Below are 15713 nucleotides of genomic sequence, written 5' to 3' on the forward strand. Positions count from 1 at the left end.
AGATTTCGCATGCCCGTATTACTCGCCCTCACCCTGCTGCTGCTTCCACTCACAACACCCGCCCAGGCCGCCACCGCGAAGCAGGACGTCTCCGTGGAGCAGGACGTCTCCGTGGAGCAGGACGTCTCCGTGGAGCAGGACGTCTCCGTGGAGCAGGACGTCTCCGTGGAGCAGGACGTCTCCGTGATGACGGCACGCGCCCGCGAATATCTGATTTCCCTCGGCGACGACATCCACATCTGGAACGGCAACGTGATGGCCCGCGCCTCACAGGCGCTCGACTACGTCGCCTCGCTGCGCCCCGACGGGTCGTGGGCGGACGTCGACTACGCCGACCGGACCAACTCCGCCAACGGCGCGACGTGGAAGCCGTCGATCGCGCTCAGCCGCATGAACGCGATCGCGCAGGCCTACCGGACCCCGTCCCATCCGGGTTCGGATGCTCCCGCCCTGCTGGACGCGCTCAACCGGTCTCTCGCGTATTGGGACCAGGTCGACCCCGGCGGCAAGAACTGGTGGGACACCGAGATCGGCGAATCCATGGTGATGGGGCGCGTCTCACTCCTGGCGGGCGACCGGCTCGCCCCGGATGCGCTCGAAGTGGCGTTCAAGCACAACGTCGGCATCGCCGATCCGACCGGGGCGAACGGTTCCTGGCGTACGCAGAATTACCTGCTTGAGGCGGTCAGTAAGCAGGACGCGACCGCCATCAGCACGGGCCTCAGGACCATGGCAAGGGCTCTGGCCGTGGACCACACCGGAACGTCCATCGAGGCCGTCCAGGTGGACGGGAGCTTCTGGGCACACGGCGCGCAGTTGTACAGCGAGGGCTACGGCATGATCCTCTTCAACAGCGTCGCCATCTGGGCGGACCTCGCCCGCGAAACCTCCTTCGCCCTCAATCGGGCCGAGCTCGATGCGGTCGCCGGCTACATACTCGGCGGGACGCGGTGGATGGCACGGCGCGAGTTCGGCCTGCTGTACCTGGGCTACCGGCCGGCCAGGACGGTGCAGGGCATCGCCACCGGGGCTGCGGAGTTCATCGTGCCTCTTCAGGCGATGGTACGGGTCGATGCCCTGAACGCGGCCACCTACCAGCGCATGCTCGACAACATCATGGGCACGGCGGCCTCCAACGGCACGAAGGGCGACAAGTACTTCTGGCGGTCGGAATTCAGCGGCCACGCCCGTCCGGGCTATTCCATCTTCACCAGGCTCAACTCGGCGCGGACCATAGCGGGCGAATACCGATCGACACTCCGGCCCGAGATCGGCAACGAGATCGAGTGGAACTCCGCCGGAGCGACCGCCATCCAGGTCGACGGTGACGAGTACACCGGCGTCTACCCTGCCTTCGACTGGTACCAGTACCCCGGCGTGACCAACCCCTACCAGCTCAAGCTGACCCCTGGGGTCAGCACCAACGCGGGCAGCTTCGTCGGCGGCGTGTCCGACGGCAGGTACGGCGCCACCACGCTCCAACTCGACAAGGGCCAGACCAAGGGGACCAAGAGCTACTTCGCCTTCGACGACGAAATGGTGGCGCTCGGCACCGGCATCTCCTCCTCCGCGACCGGGCCGGTCTACACCACGCTCAACCAGGCGGTCGCCCGCGGCACCACCTCCGTAGACGGCGCCGCGGTGCCGCACGGCACCGATCGCGGCGCCCGGGACGACGCAACCTGGGCCTACAACGACAAAACCGGATACATCCTGCCGAACGGCGGCGCGTTGCGCGTCTCCAACAAGGCACAGACGGGCAGCTGGATCGGCCAGGCGCCGGTGAGCAGGAACGTTTTCACGCTCTACGTGGACCACGGGGTCAAACCCGAAGCCGCCGACTACGCCTACATCGTCCTGCCCAACGCCTCCCCGGCCAGAACCCGCGCCTACGCCCGGCACCCTGCCGTACGCATCCTTCGTAACGACGCCGACGTCCAGGCCGTCACGCACGATCGCCTGGGCCGCACCATGGCCGTGTTCACCCAGCCGGGCACACTTGACCTCGGCCATGGCCGGAGCCTGTCGGTCGACCGGCCGGGCCTGGTGATGCTCGACGGCAAGGGCTCGGATGCGAAGGTGACCGTCTCCGTACCCGACGTACCCGACGCCGCCCTCACCGTCACACTCACCAAAGGGGGCAAGTCCCGGTACGCCGTCTTCAAGCTGGGCTCGGGCACCGAGCTCGGCAAGCCGGTCACTCAGGGGCTCACCGACACTCCGGACGCCCCGGACCGGCGGCTTACCGCCCGCACGGCCGTGACCGCGCCGGCGCTCGCGGGCGACGGCGACCCGACGACGAGCTGGAGCTCGGACGGCGAGGACTTCCAGTGGCTGCGGTACGAGCTTCCCAGGGGATCCCTGCTGACCGGTATCCGGCTCACGTGGGGCGCGCGGGCCGCCACCAGGTACGCCGTTCAGAGCTCTCTCGACGGCGTGACCTGGAAGGACCATGAGTTCGTCACGAACGGCACCGGCGCACAGGTGAACACGTCGGTCGACGGGACGCCGGCCCGGTTCGCACGGGTGCTCATGCTCTCGGGCCCCGGCGGCTACGACGTCGCCGAAATGTCGGCCACCAGCGTTGTCAACCTCGCCCTGGGGCGGCCCGCCATCGCCGATGGCAGCACGGGCGACCGCACACCGGCCATGGCCGTGGACGGCAGCACGACGACCCGATGGCAGGGCCTGGCCACCGACTCGACCTGGCTGCGGGTGGACCTCGGCACCCGAAAGACCCTGCGCACCGTCCGGCTGAGCTGGGAGAGCGCCTTCGCCAGGCAGTACGCGCTGCAGGTCTCGGACGACGGCACGACGTGGACGGACGTCTATCGGACTCCCGCGTCGGGCAGCGACGGCGGGCTTGACATCCTGCCCGTCGAGGCCACCGGCCGCTACCTGCGTGTCCAGACCCTCCAGCGGGACAACGCACAGTACGGGCCGTCACTTTGGGAGATCGAGGCGTTCGCGGAGGAGCAGGTGCCTGGCCCGCCGGCGCCGTCTCGGGAGAACCTGGCAGTGAACCGGCCGGTGACCGCGGACTCCTCCCATGCCGACGCCGTCCGCGCGGCACTGGTCAACGACGGCAACGCCACCACCCGCTGGGCCTCTCAGCGTGAGGACCCGCCCACCACCCCCCGCTGGGTCCAGGTCGACCTGGGCCAGACGCGGCCAGTCAGTCAGGTGAAGATCCTCTGGGAGGCGGCCACCTCCACGGACTACACGATCAAGATCTCGGCTGACGGCGTCCAATGGACGGAGTTCGCCCACGTGCGCAAGCCGCAGACGCAACTGACGGACACGATCGACCGCTCTCCCCTCGATGCCAGGTACGTGCGTGTCGAGGGCGTCCCCGCCACCCGGTATGGGCTGTCGATCTGGGAACTGGAGGTCTACAGCGGCTATGACCTGCGCTGCGAGTCCACCACCCTGGAGACCGGCAAGCCCGGCACCGTCAACGCTCACCTGACCCCGTGGAACGCCACCGACAAGGTGACGGTGGAAGCCCTCGGCCGGAGCGAAGTCTCCGTCTCCGGTCCCGCCCTGGTCGGTGAGGGCGGCCAGATCGAGGTCCCGGTGACCGCCGGCCGGACCGGCTCGGCGGCGCTGCTGCTCACCCATGCCGACGGTCCGGAGTACGCGCTCTGCTACGTCGACGTGAGCGGCCCGACCACCTGACGACACGTGGGGCGGCCGGATTCCCGGCCGCCCCACCCGCGAGAGGTTCCTGGCTCACCCAGGGCTGGGCGGCCTACGCTCCATCCCTTCCGAGAGCCAGCGCCAGCACCCGACGGGGTCGGACAGGCAAGCCAGCTGACCTGCACGAACGACATTATCGGCAGGCGCGAGCACGGCGAAGTGCTCATCCAGCAAGAGGGCTACCACGAGGCCGCCTGCCAGATCATCCTCATGGCCTTCCTGCATCGGCTGGTCAACGGCGGAGGCCAACTCGACCGGGAGTACGCCGCAGGCACCAAACGCCTGGACGTGCTCGTCCGCTGGACCTACACCGGCCCCGAAGGCGAACGGCAGGTGCAACGAGAGGCCATGGAGCTGAAGGTCTGGCGAGCCGGCGAAAACGACCCGACGCCCGACGGCCTCGCACAGCTCGACCGCTACTGCTCTGCCCGGGCATCCGGCGGACGATCTTCGGCCCGAGCCAGCCGCCCAGCAGGAACCCGGCCGCCAGCGGCACCGCCGCCCCCCAGTCCACCGGCCCGAACAGCGTGAACCCCAGCCCGGCCACCGCGTTCGCCAGCCCGGACAGCATGTTCTTCGCCGCGTTCAGCCCGGCCGGCGACTGGTCGAGAAAGCCCGCCAGCACCGCGAGCATCAAGATCCCGCCCGCCGCCCCGAAGTACCCGACGTAGATCGACACGACGAACAGCGCCACCGGCAGCAACGCGCCCGTAGCCCCGCAGTAACGCTGCGCCCCGAGGCCGCGGACGACGCGCTCTTCCACAGCCTGCCCGAGGTGGTGCCCGCCATCGAACACCACGTCGACGCGGTCACCGCCCCGCCGCCCGGGGCCGCCTGGCTATCGAGTACGCCCTGACCCACCGCCCGGAGCGAATCTTCGCCTTCGATGAGTTCGGGCCGCTGGGCATCCGCCCCACGGCTGGGTCGGGGTGGGCTGCGCAAAGCCGACCGGACCGGCTGCCAGCCACCTACCGGCGGGAGAGTGAACGGCGGGCGGCCCGGTCGGGTGCGGTCAGGGTGTGATCAGGGAGCGAGCACGACCGTCTTGCCGGGCAGCCGCCCTGCGCCGGCGTCCTCATGCACGGCGGCCAGCTCGGCCACGGCGCGGTGGGCGGCGACGTGGAGCCGGAGCTTGCCCGCATCCACCTTGGCGACCAGCTCGGCCAGCTGGGCTCCGTCGCTGCGAACCCACAGGCTCGCGCTGCGCACCCCGCGAGCGGGGTCCTCGGGAACCGGGCCGGCTGTGCTAGCCACGACCCCGCCGTCGGCGACGTAGTTCGTCAGCTGCGCGAGCTCCTCCGGGGATACGCGCACATGGTTCACCACGATCTGGAACGGACCGCCCACAGCGACCGGGCCCGCGGCGAGGTCGAGGGGGGCTACGACTCGGTCCGCGCCGTAGCCCCGAAGGCGGTCGGCGTGCTGCGGTGCGTCCACCGCGGTCACGTGCGCTCCCGCGTCGATGGCGAGCTGCACCACGAGGCTGCCCACCGCGCCTCCCGCCCCGTTGATCAGGACGGTCTGACCGGGCTTGAGCTCGGCGAGTTCGAAGGCCGTCTGCCAGGCCGCCAGGCCGGTCAGCGGCAGCGCCGCGGCGTCGACCAGCTCGATTGTCCGGGGCGCCGGGGCCAGGGACTCGGGCGAGGCGAGCACGTACTCGGCGGCGCCGCCGGCGGAGTCGAGGGGCAGCATCGCCACGACCCGGTCGCCGACTTCCAGGCCGGTCACGTCGGCGCCGAATTCAGCGACGGTGCCTGCCAGGTCGATCCCCGGCACGTACGGGAGAGTGATCGGGATCATCTCGGCCAGGACACCGGCGCGGATGTGGTCGTCGACCGGGTTGAACGACGTGGCTGCCACCCGCACCAGCACCTGCCCGGCGCCGGGGGCCGGACGCTCGACGTCCTCGTAGCGCAGAACCTCGCTGCTGCCGAACTCGTGGAAACGCATTGCCTTCATGGCACTTTCCTCCAGTGTGTATTGATGTCGTCGCCCAGGGATGAGGCGATCAGGCGAGAAGGTGAGGCACCTCGAGGTGCTCAGGTCAGCTGCACCGACCGGGTGGAGTTGCCCATCACCATGCGGTCGATGGCGCTCACGGCGCTGCCGGGGTCATCGGCGGCGCCGACGGTGAGCAGCAGCGGGACGAAGTGGTCGGCCGTCGGATGGGCGACCGCGGCGCTGGGTGCCTTGTTGCGGTAGTCGGCGAGGGCGTCGGCGTCGCCCCGGGCGAGGGCGTCAACGGCCCATTCGTCGAAGGCCTTGATGTCGGCGGCGAGCTCCGGCCGGCGGAAGACGGCGAAGCTGTCGCGTCTGTGGCAGAACCCGGGCAAGGAGGTCGTCGTACACCGCGGCTGGCGTGCACGACGGGAAGGGGAAAGTTTGGCCGTTCGGGGAGGCCAGGCTACTCGTGGTGGTCATCGAAATTAGCTCCCTCACTTGCCTAAGCAAGTATTTTCACTTGCCTTGGCAAGTTAAAGGTAGCTCATTAAGAGTTGCCTGGGCAAGTGATGCGAGTTGCTCGGGCAAGTATGATGGCGCTCATGGACACCCAGTCACCCTGGCTCGACGACGACCAGCAGGACCTGTGGCAGGCGCTCCTCACAGTCGTCATCGCCCTCCCGGCTGCCCTTGACCGCCAGTTGCAGCAAAACGCAGGCATCTCCAACTTCGAGTACGGGGTTCTGGCCCAGCTGTCCATGGCCGACGAGGCCACGATGCGGCTCAGCGACCTGGCCCGGGTCTGCGACAGCACCCAGCCCCGCCTGTCGAAGGTGATGGACCGATTCGAAGCCCGCGACTGGGTCGCCCGCCGACCCGACCCCAGCGATGGTCGATACACCCTCGCCACCCTGGCCGACACCGGCCGGCAGAAGCTCGTCGAGAGCGCACCGGAACACGTCGCGCAGGTGAGGCGGCTCGTGTTCGATCCGCTCAGCGCCGCTCAGCGCCGCCACCTCGGGGCCGCACTCACCCGCATCGCCGCTACCGTGCGCCGGGAACTCGAAGGAGGCTGAGCGCCATCCTCAGGCGGGGTCTTCCGTCAGCTCTGCGACGCCAGTGACGCGGTGCATGGGGAAGGTGCGGACCTCGTCGCCGTGTGGCCGCGCTCAGGCAACGTAACCCAGTATTCGAGCGGCACAGAATCAAAAGATCTTGCAGAAGCCGCTTGACGGCCAAAGGAGCATCCCACAGGCTCGACGATCGTCGAGCCGAGCTATAGGCCCAGTTGAGGAGGAGTTCGCCTCAACGAACTGATCGCCGACTTGGCCTCGAAGTGACGTGACCAGACCGGCCGGCACTGCGAACCCCGGCGGATCTGGTTGTCACGTTGCCGCCAGTCGTCCACTACTACTCCAGCCCGGTCCCGACGACGCCTTTGATGTACCACTTCTGAAACGCGACGAAGATGATCAGCACCGGCATCATGCTGATCACTGCCGCGGCCAGGCCGACGCTGGGCGACATCAGGGTGTATTGCCCCTGGGCAAGGGGCGCGAGCGCGACCGTCATCACCTGGTGCTCGCGGTCGGGCGCGACGACCTGCGGCCAGATGTAGGTGTTCCACGCGGTCAGGAAGCTGATCGAGCAATAGGCGGCCAGCGCCGGCCTGGCCAGCGGCAGCGCGATCAGGGTCAGGACGCGTGGCCAGCCCGCGCCGTCCAGCCGGGCCGCCTCGATGAGGCCCGGCGGCAGCCCGGCGAAGAACTGCCGGAACAGCAGCATCGCGAACGCCGTCTGGCCCGCTACTGGCAGGATCATGCCGGCGTAGGTTCCGACCAGGCCGAGCTGATAGGTGATGATGTACAGGGGGATCAGCGTCATGTTGGCGGGCACGAACATCGGCACAAGGATCACGCCGAGGAGCAGGCCCGTCCACCGAAACGGGATCGTCGCCAGAGCGAAACCCGCCGGGATGGAGATCACCAGTTGCACGGCGACGATGCCGATGCTGAAGACGAACGAGTTGACGATGGCCCGTGCGGAGAGGAATTCGTAGGCCTCCACATAGTTGTGCCATACGACGTTCGGCGGCAGCAGGTGGGGCGGGAAGGCACGCGCGTCCTGCGCCGACATCAAAGACGCCGAGAGCAGATAGAACAGCGGCGCCGCCATGAGCAGCCCGCACAGCAGCAGCATCGCGTATCGGACGAGGGTCCGGAGGGTCATGTGGCACTCCTGAGCTTGGCGGCGAGCCGTACCAGACCCACGGCGACGCCGATGAGCACGAGTTGGAAGAGCGCGAGCGCGCTGGCATAGCCCATCTCGCCCTTCTCGAACGCCGTGCGGTAGGCGTACAAGGCCAGGGTCTGGGTGCTGTCGAGAGGGCCGCCGCCGGTCATGATGAGCGCCGTCTCGAACGAGCCGCTGACGAAGTTGATCACTTGCAGGACGGTCACCAGCACCGTCGTCTGCATCACGTTGGGCCAGGTGATGCTCCACAACCGCCGCCACAAGCCAGCGCCGTCCAGCGCCGCCGCAGCGTAGATGTCGTCGGGAATGCGTTGCAGCCCGGCCAGGTACAGCAGCATCACCAGCGGCAGGGCCAGCCAGATCATCATGAGGGACAGCGCGGGCAGCGCCCAGGTGGTGTCGGACAGCCAGGCAGGGCCGTCGATGCCCACCCAGCGCAGCATCGAGTTTGCGATACCGGTCCGTCCGTCGTACAGGTATGCCCACAGCACCGCCGCAACCGCCGAGGAGGCCACCATCGGGGCCAGATACAGCACCCGGAGCGCCTCGACGCCCGGCAGCCTGGTGTTGAGCAGCACGGCGAGCACGAAGCCGACCACGATCGTCGGAACCACTCCCAGGAGCACGAACAGCAGCGTCACCCACAGCGAGCCCCACATCCGGCCGTCGCCGAACAGGCGGGCGAGATTGTCCAGGCCCACCCATTCAGGTGGGGTGAACAGGTCCCAGCTGAAGAAGCTCAGGCCCAGCCCGGCGATCGCGGGCACGATGACGAACACGCCGAAGGCGAGCATGCTCGGCGCCACGAACGCCGTCGCGGCCCACGCGTCTCGCCGTCGCCGGCGTCTGTTGCCATCCTGGCCAGGTACGGGAGGGCTTGTGCCGACCGCTCTGCCGTCGGCTGTACTCGTCACTGTCGCCATCATCGATCTTCCTCCTTGGCCGTGCCCGCGCCGACGTCACCCGCTGGTCGTCGCGAGCGCCTCGTTGACGGCCTTCTCCGCGTCGGCGAAGGCCTCGGCCACCGGCCGCTTCTTCAGTACGACCTCCTGCACCGCCTTGAGGACCTGCTCGTCGAGCACGCCCTGGGCCTTGCCGGGCAGTTGCGTCGCCAGTAGGGCGTTCTTGGCGGCGTCGGCGAAGACGGCGTTGTTGGACGGCGGCGCCTTCAGGTCCTTCCAGATGCCGTTCTCCAGGCCGTCCAGGGTCGGCGGGACGACCTGGCCGGTCTCCTGCGCGATCTTCATCCCGCCGTCGTTGCGGTAGAACCACGCGAGGAACGCCCACGCGGCGTCCTTGTTCTTGCTGGTCTGCGCGATGGACAGGCCGTAGGAGCCGCCACCGACGGTGGTCTTGCCGTTGATGGTCGGCATGACCTCGGCGTCCCAGTCGTCCTTCAGCTGGCTCTTGAGTGTGGGCACCCCAGCGCGGACACTGAAGGACATCGCCACCTGCCCGCGATCGAACTTGGGCTGCGAGGCCGCGTTGGCAGAGTACGCCGGTGACGCGGTGCCGTAGGCCTTGATGAGTTGCGTCCAGGCCTTGATCGCCTCCGGCTGGCCGATTCCCGACTTCTTGGTCTTCGCGTCGTAGACGTAGCCGCCGTAAGCGTGGATCACGGGCGTATAGATGGCGGGCTGGCCGCCGGTGCCAAGCGGAGGCGCCAGGCCGACCACGTCTCCTCCTGACTTGCTCTGGATCTCCGCCGCGACCCGGTACATGTCATCCCACGTCCAGGTGGGCTTCGGCAGCTCGGTCACGCCTGCCTGCTTGAAGGCGGTCCGGTTGTAGAACAGCGTGACCGAGTCGGCGCTCACCGGCAGACCGGTGATCTGATCCGGCTTGGTGATCGGCCGATACTGTCCGACGAACTGCGGGAGGAACTCGCTGCCTTTCAGGCCGTCCTTGCCTTCCCCGAGCCACGGGGCCAGGTCCATGGTGACGTTGCCCGCTGCCAGCCGGTTGGCCGCGTAGTCGACGTTCATCAGGACGTCGGGGAGCTTCTCACCGAGCCGGGCGGTGACGAGCTGCTGGATGTACTGGGTGCCGTCGTCCGGCAACGACTCGACCGTCACCTTCCGCTTCGGGAAGGCCTGCTCGTAGGCCGCGGCGTACTTCTCGAACTGCGGGACCAGGCCGGCCTGCATCGAGAGGGTGATGCTGGTACTGCCGTCGGCGGCGGCCGTTCCGCCCTCTTCACCACCGCCGCATGCGGCGGCCAGGGTAAGCATCGGAACGAGGGCGGCGGCCAGGCCGCGGGTCCTCCATGGTGCGATGCGACTGATCATCTTCAATCTCCTTCTGACAGGAACTCGGCGAGCGGCAAGGCGGTCGGGGGCCGCAGCGGGTTGCGAGCCCGCTCAACAGGTACGTGGCGCACTGGTCCACCCCACATCGCCCATCCGGAACGGCAGGCTGGAGCGGCCCTCCTGTAGGTCGAGCGGAAGCGCCGGCCCTCTGGCCGAATCGGGCCGGTCCAGCCAGGCAACCCCGACGGCCACTTCGACCACCCTCTCCCTGCCAGGCCATCGCGACAGGTCGACGCTGATCCTGTTCCAGCAGACGGGAAGCGGGCGGACGGTGTCCTGAACGCTGCTGCCGTCGGCTCCGGTCAACCGGAGCATCGGCACGATCGTGCGGCCAGGCAGCACCGGGAAGCACAGATCCACCTCCGCGAAGGCGAAGGTCGCGTCACCGAGGTCGTCCCCGCCGGGGAGCGGCAACAGTACCCATCGGGTCTGCCCTGGTGGAAGGGGCGGCCCGTTGACTTCGAAGGTCGGCCCAGGGAAGGTCCCGTGGAAGACCGGCGTGCAGACGAACGTGCCGTGGAGGACGTCGAGCCGGACGCCAGGGCCGGCCGTCCAGCCGGGCGCCCTGACGCCGCGAGACAGCCAGCGAGCGGATCGTCCAGCGCGGACCACCCGGCGGGCGAGCGGCTCGCCGGCGGCGCCGCGGAGGACGACTTCGGCGCAGGATCCGATCGGCGCGCCGGGTGGCGCCTCGATCCGCAGTTCGTGCCCATCGAGGCGGGCCTTCCAGCCCGCGTCGGCGTCCGCGCTCACCGCGGCGCCTCTGAGCACCGCCGCGGTGACCGCCTGGCCCGGCGGCACGGGCGGCGTCCTGCCAATGGCCGGCCACTCTTGAGCGAGGGGTATGCCGGTCGCCACGATGCGGTGCCGGCCGGATTCGTACTCCTGCGCCGGGCGGCCCGGCAGGTCGACCAGGGCGGTGCTGCCCACCGGGACGGTCAGCTCCAGCGTCAGCGTGTCGCCGTCGAGCCTCCAGCCGAGTGCAATCGTGCCGCGGACCGTCTCGACCGTGACATCGATCCTGGTCACCGGCCCGAGCAGGCACGGCGCTACAGCGAAGCGGCGATACCCCTCTGCCAGCGGCCGGATGCCCGCCACGTACGTCCATGCCCAGGCGGCGAACGGCGCGGCGAGACCGATGTGGTCAAGCGAGGCGACACCGGCGTTCTCGTCGTCGATCCACCAGGTTTCCCAGAACGTACCTGGCCCCGTGGTGAGCATCGCGCCGATGCCGGGCTGCTCCGGCTGGCGGACCGCCGCGATCAGCGCCGTGCCGCCGTCGGCCTCCGCCATGGCTCGCACGAGTAACTGGGTGGCCGCGAACCCGGTCGAGACCCTGTCGCCGCGGACGCGCATGTCCACGCGGATCTGGTCGGCCAGAGCACGCCGCTCCGCCTCGTCCGAGGCCAGCCCGGATGCCAGCGCGACGGCAGCGGAACCCTGGCCCGAGTCGGCCCACTCATGGGTGAGCGGATCGTGCAGCACGGCCCTGGCCGTGCTCGCCAGCGCATCGGCCTCGCGCTCGCGCCGCGCAACCTCGCAGCCGTCGCCTGCGACGGCCTCCAGTTCGGCCAGCGCGCGCAGGGAGCGGATGACGGCCGCGGTCTGCAGCATCACCGGCGAGGTGCGCTCGGGGGCGAGCCAGTCCGCACCGTAGCTGATGTCAGCGCCCCTGACGACGCCTCCCGACAGCGTGCCGAGTTGCCAGTCGCACCAGCGGCGCATGGCCGGCAACAGCCGGATGATGAGCGTGTCGTCGCCGGTGTGCCGCCAGTGCTGGAGCGGGATCTCGGTCATCGCCGAGCCCCACACCGGGTCGGCGGGCTGGACGTGACGCGCTCCCAGCAGGTGCGGGGTCAATCCGAGGACGCCGCCGTCGGGGCGCTGGTCGGCCACCACGTCGTCGAGCCAATGCCGATAGAGACCGGCCATGTCGAGGTGGGAGAAGGCGGCCTCCGCCGACACCGACGCGTCACCGGTCCAGCCGCCCTGCTCACGGGTGGGGCAGTCCTCCGGATGGGAGTGAGAGTTGTTGCGCTGAGTCCGTACCGCCATCGCCACGAGCCGGTCCAGCAGCGGCTCGTCGCTCGCGAAAATGCCGGTGAGCGCGACGTCGGAGTGCAGCACCCTGGCAGTCACCTCGACGGCGGCGCCGGCCGGGACGCCGCGCACCTCGACATAGCGAAAGCCGTAGAAGGCGAACCACGCCTCCGCGACGTCGACGCCGCCGGCGCAGGTCCAGACCAGCACCTGCCGCTCCCGGTCCCGGTCGTCGGGCAGCCGGATGTTGAGCGTCCCGACGCGGCCGGCGTCGTCAAGCTTCTCTCCGTGAACGATCTCGATCCTTGTACCGGGGGCGGCGCCGCGTACGACGACCCGGCTGCGCCCGGCCACGTTACAGCCGGCGTCGAAGACGAGGACTCCACCCGCGTCGCCGCATGGGATCGCCGCGATCTCCTCCACCACGGCGAGCGGCGGTCCGGCGTCGGGTGCGAGGGTGGCGACCGGCCGCTCAACCGCGCGCGCCGGCTCCCCTGAGACGCCTGTCCCGGCAGTGCCGGTGAATGTCCTGCGGGCGTCGTGCTCTTCAAGGTAGAAGGGGTCCTCGCGGATGATCGAGGAGGGGCCATGCCGCCAGTGCGGGCCGGTGCCCACCCGTACGACGCTGCCGTTGTCGAGCTCTACCCGCAGCTCGACCAGGGCGCGTGGCTCGGTGAGCACCTGCCCGTAGTGGCCAATGCCGGCCACGACCGCCAGAGTGTGTCGGTTGCCGTCCCGCAGCAGTCCGGTGACGTCATAACTGCGGCTCGCCGCCCGGGATAACGCCGTGCGCGAAGGGTCGCTCGCATCGGGATTGACCGCCTGCCCGTCGACCAGAACCCGTAACAGGCCCTGGCCGGCCAGGTGCAGGCGGGCTCGCCAGGCCCGGCACGCCGGATCCCAGGAGAACTCCTCGCCTGCCGCGTGGGTCGCCGGAATCTCGATCCAGCGTGCCGTCCAGTCGTCCGCGGTCAGCGGCCCGGCGATCAGGTCCGTCGCATGCGCCCATGGCGAGAGCCTCGCATGCTCGTCCCAGACCCTCACGGTCCAGCGCAGTGCCGAGTGCGGTGCGACGGGCGGGCCGCCCCACCGCACGTGCGCGTTCCTGCCGGACTCGATCCGGCCGGAATCCCACACCGTGCCATCCGCTGACGACGCCACGACTTGGTAAGCGGTCTGCCGCTGTCCCTGCCGCACCAGCGGAACCACCCACGACAGGCGGGGGTGAGCCGTCAGCACCACCGGCAACGCCCTGCCCGTGCGCGGGGGCTCCGCAGCGTGGTCCTCCACACGAAGTCGGATCGGGGCGGGGCATGCCGCTTCATGTGGTTCGGTGGACGGGGGTGGCACGGAACCTCCACATCGACGCGAAAGAGGAATTGAAACATTTCAATGCCCGCACAGTAGACGGTGACCTCAGTGAGGTCAACAGGTTCGCGCACCAGATCGACATCTGTACTGGCGATGGAGTGAAACCTTTCAATTTGATATACTGGTCCGACGAGCTGTGAGCTGAAAGGGTTATCTACGGGGTGTCCGATATCGACAGACCGAGCAAGACCTCGACGAGCGGCTCCGACGGAGAGCGCGCCCGGACGCGCCTCAGCATGGTCGACGTGGCCGCGCACGCCGGAGTGTCACTCGGCACCGTCTCCAACGTGCTCAACCGCCCCGAGCTGGTGGCGGAGCGGACCCAGCGACGGGTCCGCTCCTCCATCGCCGCCCTGGGTTTCGTGCCCAACGCGCCGGCGCGGCAGCTGCGCGGAGGCCGTAGCCGCACGGTGGGGGTGGTGGTGCGCGAGATAGGTAGTCCCTACTTCAGCGAGATACTGCCGGGCGTAGAGAGCAAGCTGGCCAAGGAGCAGTTCCTGCTGATGGTATGCAGCTCCGACGACTCTCCCGACAAGGAGGCCTACTACCTGAAGACCCTTGAGGAGCATCGGGTCGCCGGCATCCTCATCTCGCCGGCAGGCGACGACATCGAGCACCTCATCGAACTCCGGCAGCGCGGAGTGGGGGTCGTGCTCCTGGACCGGCTCGGTGTCGGCTCTCAACTGTGCTCGGTGGCCGTGAACAACGTCCAGGGAGGTGACCTGGCCGGTGACCACCTCTTCTCACTCGGCCACCGCCGCATCGGCTTTCTCAACGGGCCCTCCACGGTCAGGCAGTGCGCCGACCGCAGAGAAGGGCTGCACCGCGCGGCGCGCCGGGTGGGGCTCGACCCCGACGAGGCGATCAGCGAGATCACTCTGTCCGTGCTCAACGCCCAAGGGGGCGAGACAGGGCTGGCCCAGCTGCTCGACGACGAACGCAGGCCGTCAGCGATCTTCTGCATCAACGACATGGTCGCCGTCGGTGTCCTGCGTGACCTGGAAAAGCGCGGGATCGCCGCACCCGGCGAGATGAGCGTGGTGGGGTACGACGATGTCGAGTTCGCCGCCCTGCTGTCACCGGCGCTGACCTCGATCCGCATGCCGAAGCAGCAACTCGGCCAGGCCGCCGCCGAGCTCCTGGTCACCGACTTTCGCGCGGACGACGACCACTGGCATCAGGAGATCGTCTTCCAGCCCGAGCTCATCGTCCGCGCATCCACAGCGCCCCCGCCTGCCCCAGGGTAGGTGCACCTCAGCATCGGGTACTGCGGCGCTTGTTGCCGATGCTCGCGGTGCTGCTCGCTCCTACTTGGCCCAGTCCTCCTCGCCCCAGGCGTTTCTCTTGATCCCGGTTCGGAACGCGTACGAGCCGTTGAAACATTTCAAGTATGTGCACCGTAAGCACCCGAGGTCTTCAGCGTCAATTTCTGCGCGCTGAGGGGACACATCAGGGCCATCTAGCTGAAACATTTCAGCGAGATCGGGCATCTCCGCCAGGTGACCAGAAGGGGGCTGTCCGTCGGTGGCCGCTCCTCAAACCGGCCGAACGCCATGAACGGCGATCCTGCCCAGGCCACGCCACAAGCTGCCGACCCCAGGCCAACCCGATCGCCGAGTTCCTCGGTGCGCGTCGTCCGGGAACGCGGGACCTCGCGGGTCGCCGTCATGGGGTTCTCCGCGGCGACGAGAGGGTCCCAGCCGAGAACAGCCTGCTGTTCGCCGCCGCACTCGCCCGCGCAGGAACGCCGTACGAGCTACATGTCTTTCCCGAGGGCGAGCACGGGCTCGGGCTCGCCCAGAGCGGACTGGCCGCATCCGCCTGTCCTGGCCTCTGTGCCACCTGGCTCGCTGCCCATGGCTTCGGCCCGCGCCCATGAGCTTGCCACGTAAGTTCTGATCTGCGCATTTGCCGCTCCCTGGACCGGGCCGGCCTCGTCACGGAACTCGCCGCAGCGTGCCCGGCGTCACGACTTCGATCCGCGTTGCCGCCGGCTCGCCGGTCGGCTATGAGAAATGGCCACATTCGTCACATGGTTGACAGTGCTCGGCCTCGTCTGTGACCCTACTTGAAAGCTTTCAAGTCGAACCGCTAGTTGCC

Annotated in this window: 11 protein-coding genes and 1 pseudogene; 5 read left to right on the top strand and 7 right to left on the bottom strand. The window is 68.9% G+C overall.

Going from position 1 to position 15713, the window contains the following annotated elements; genetic code table 11:
• The first annotated feature begins 9 nt into the window (after nucleotides 1–9).
• Nucleotides 10–3678, top strand: a complete 3669-nt coding sequence (locus tag AB0H88_RS48690; RefSeq protein WP_357656514.1) for a polysaccharide lyase family 8 super-sandwich domain-containing protein — start codon at nucleotides 10–12, stop codon at nucleotides 3676–3678.
• Nucleotides 3679–3931: 253 nt separating this feature from the next.
• Here AB0H88_RS48690 and AB0H88_RS48695 read toward each other — a convergent pair whose 3' ends face one another.
• Nucleotides 3932–4498, bottom strand: a complete 567-nt coding sequence (locus AB0H88_RS48695) for a sulfite exporter TauE/SafE family protein (protein ID WP_357656516.1) — start codon at nucleotides 4496–4498, stop codon at nucleotides 3932–3934.
• 65 nt (nucleotides 4499–4563) lie between these two features.
• Between AB0H88_RS48695 and AB0H88_RS48700 the strand changes: the two are divergent.
• Nucleotides 4564–4677, top strand: a pseudogene (locus AB0H88_RS48700) (IS630 family transposase); the annotation flags it as partial.
• Between the two features lie 45 nt (nucleotides 4678–4722).
• Here the strand turns inward: AB0H88_RS48700 and AB0H88_RS48705 are convergent.
• Entirely contained in the window at nucleotides 4723–5658 is a 936-nt protein-coding gene (locus AB0H88_RS48705) for an NADP-dependent oxidoreductase (RefSeq protein ID WP_357656517.1), read from the bottom strand.
• Between the two features lie 80 nt (nucleotides 5659–5738).
• The gene (locus tag AB0H88_RS48710; protein ID WP_357656519.1) at nucleotides 5739–6032 is read right to left on the bottom strand and encodes a hypothetical protein; all 294 of its coding nucleotides are present in this window, start codon (nucleotides 6030–6032) and stop codon (nucleotides 5739–5741) included.
• 210 nt (nucleotides 6033–6242) lie between these two features.
• Here AB0H88_RS48710 and AB0H88_RS48715 point away from each other — a divergent pair, with 210 nt between their 5' ends.
• A complete protein-coding gene (locus AB0H88_RS48715) occupies nucleotides 6243–6716 on the top strand; it encodes a MarR family transcriptional regulator (RefSeq protein WP_357656521.1) in 474 nt (157 codons plus the stop codon).
• A gap of 334 nt (nucleotides 6717–7050) precedes the next feature.
• On the opposite strand, the gene AB0H88_RS48720 is transcribed toward AB0H88_RS48715, so the two are convergent.
• The 4 genes from AB0H88_RS48720 to AB0H88_RS48735 form a co-directional block, all read right to left on the bottom strand.
• On the bottom strand, nucleotides 7051–7839 hold the full coding sequence (locus AB0H88_RS48720; RefSeq protein WP_357656523.1) for a carbohydrate ABC transporter permease: 789 nt from the start codon (nucleotides 7837–7839) through the stop codon (nucleotides 7051–7053).
• A 26-nt stretch (nucleotides 7840–7865) separates the two neighbouring features.
• Complete coding sequence (locus tag AB0H88_RS48725) at nucleotides 7866–8819, bottom strand: sugar ABC transporter permease (protein ID WP_357656525.1); 954 nt, start codon at nucleotides 8817–8819, stop codon at nucleotides 7866–7868.
• Nucleotides 8820–8852: 33 nt separating this feature from the next.
• The gene (locus tag AB0H88_RS48730) at nucleotides 8853–10181 is read right to left on the bottom strand and encodes an extracellular solute-binding protein (RefSeq protein WP_357656527.1); all 1329 of its coding nucleotides are present in this window, start codon (nucleotides 10179–10181) and stop codon (nucleotides 8853–8855) included.
• A gap of 72 nt (nucleotides 10182–10253) precedes the next feature.
• Complete coding sequence (locus AB0H88_RS48735) at nucleotides 10254–13532, bottom strand: family 78 glycoside hydrolase catalytic domain (protein ID WP_357656528.1); 3279 nt, start codon at nucleotides 13530–13532, stop codon at nucleotides 10254–10256.
• A gap of 242 nt (nucleotides 13533–13774) precedes the next feature.
• On the opposite strand from AB0H88_RS48735, the gene AB0H88_RS48740 reads away from it, so the two are divergent.
• Together AB0H88_RS48740 and AB0H88_RS48745 are read left to right on the top strand one after the other, a co-directional pair.
• Entirely contained in the window at nucleotides 13775–14860 is a 1086-nt protein-coding gene (locus tag AB0H88_RS48740; RefSeq protein WP_357656530.1) for a LacI family DNA-binding transcriptional regulator, read from the top strand.
• 143 nt (nucleotides 14861–15003) lie between these two features.
• Entirely contained in the window at nucleotides 15004–15492 is a 489-nt protein-coding gene (locus AB0H88_RS48745) for a prolyl oligopeptidase family serine peptidase (RefSeq protein WP_357656532.1), read from the top strand.
• Nucleotides 15493–15713 lie beyond the last annotated feature (221 nt).

The organism is Nonomuraea sp. NPDC050680 (genome assembly GCF_040654555.1).
Lineage (GTDB): Bacteria > Actinomycetota > Actinomycetes > Streptosporangiales > Streptosporangiaceae > Nonomuraea.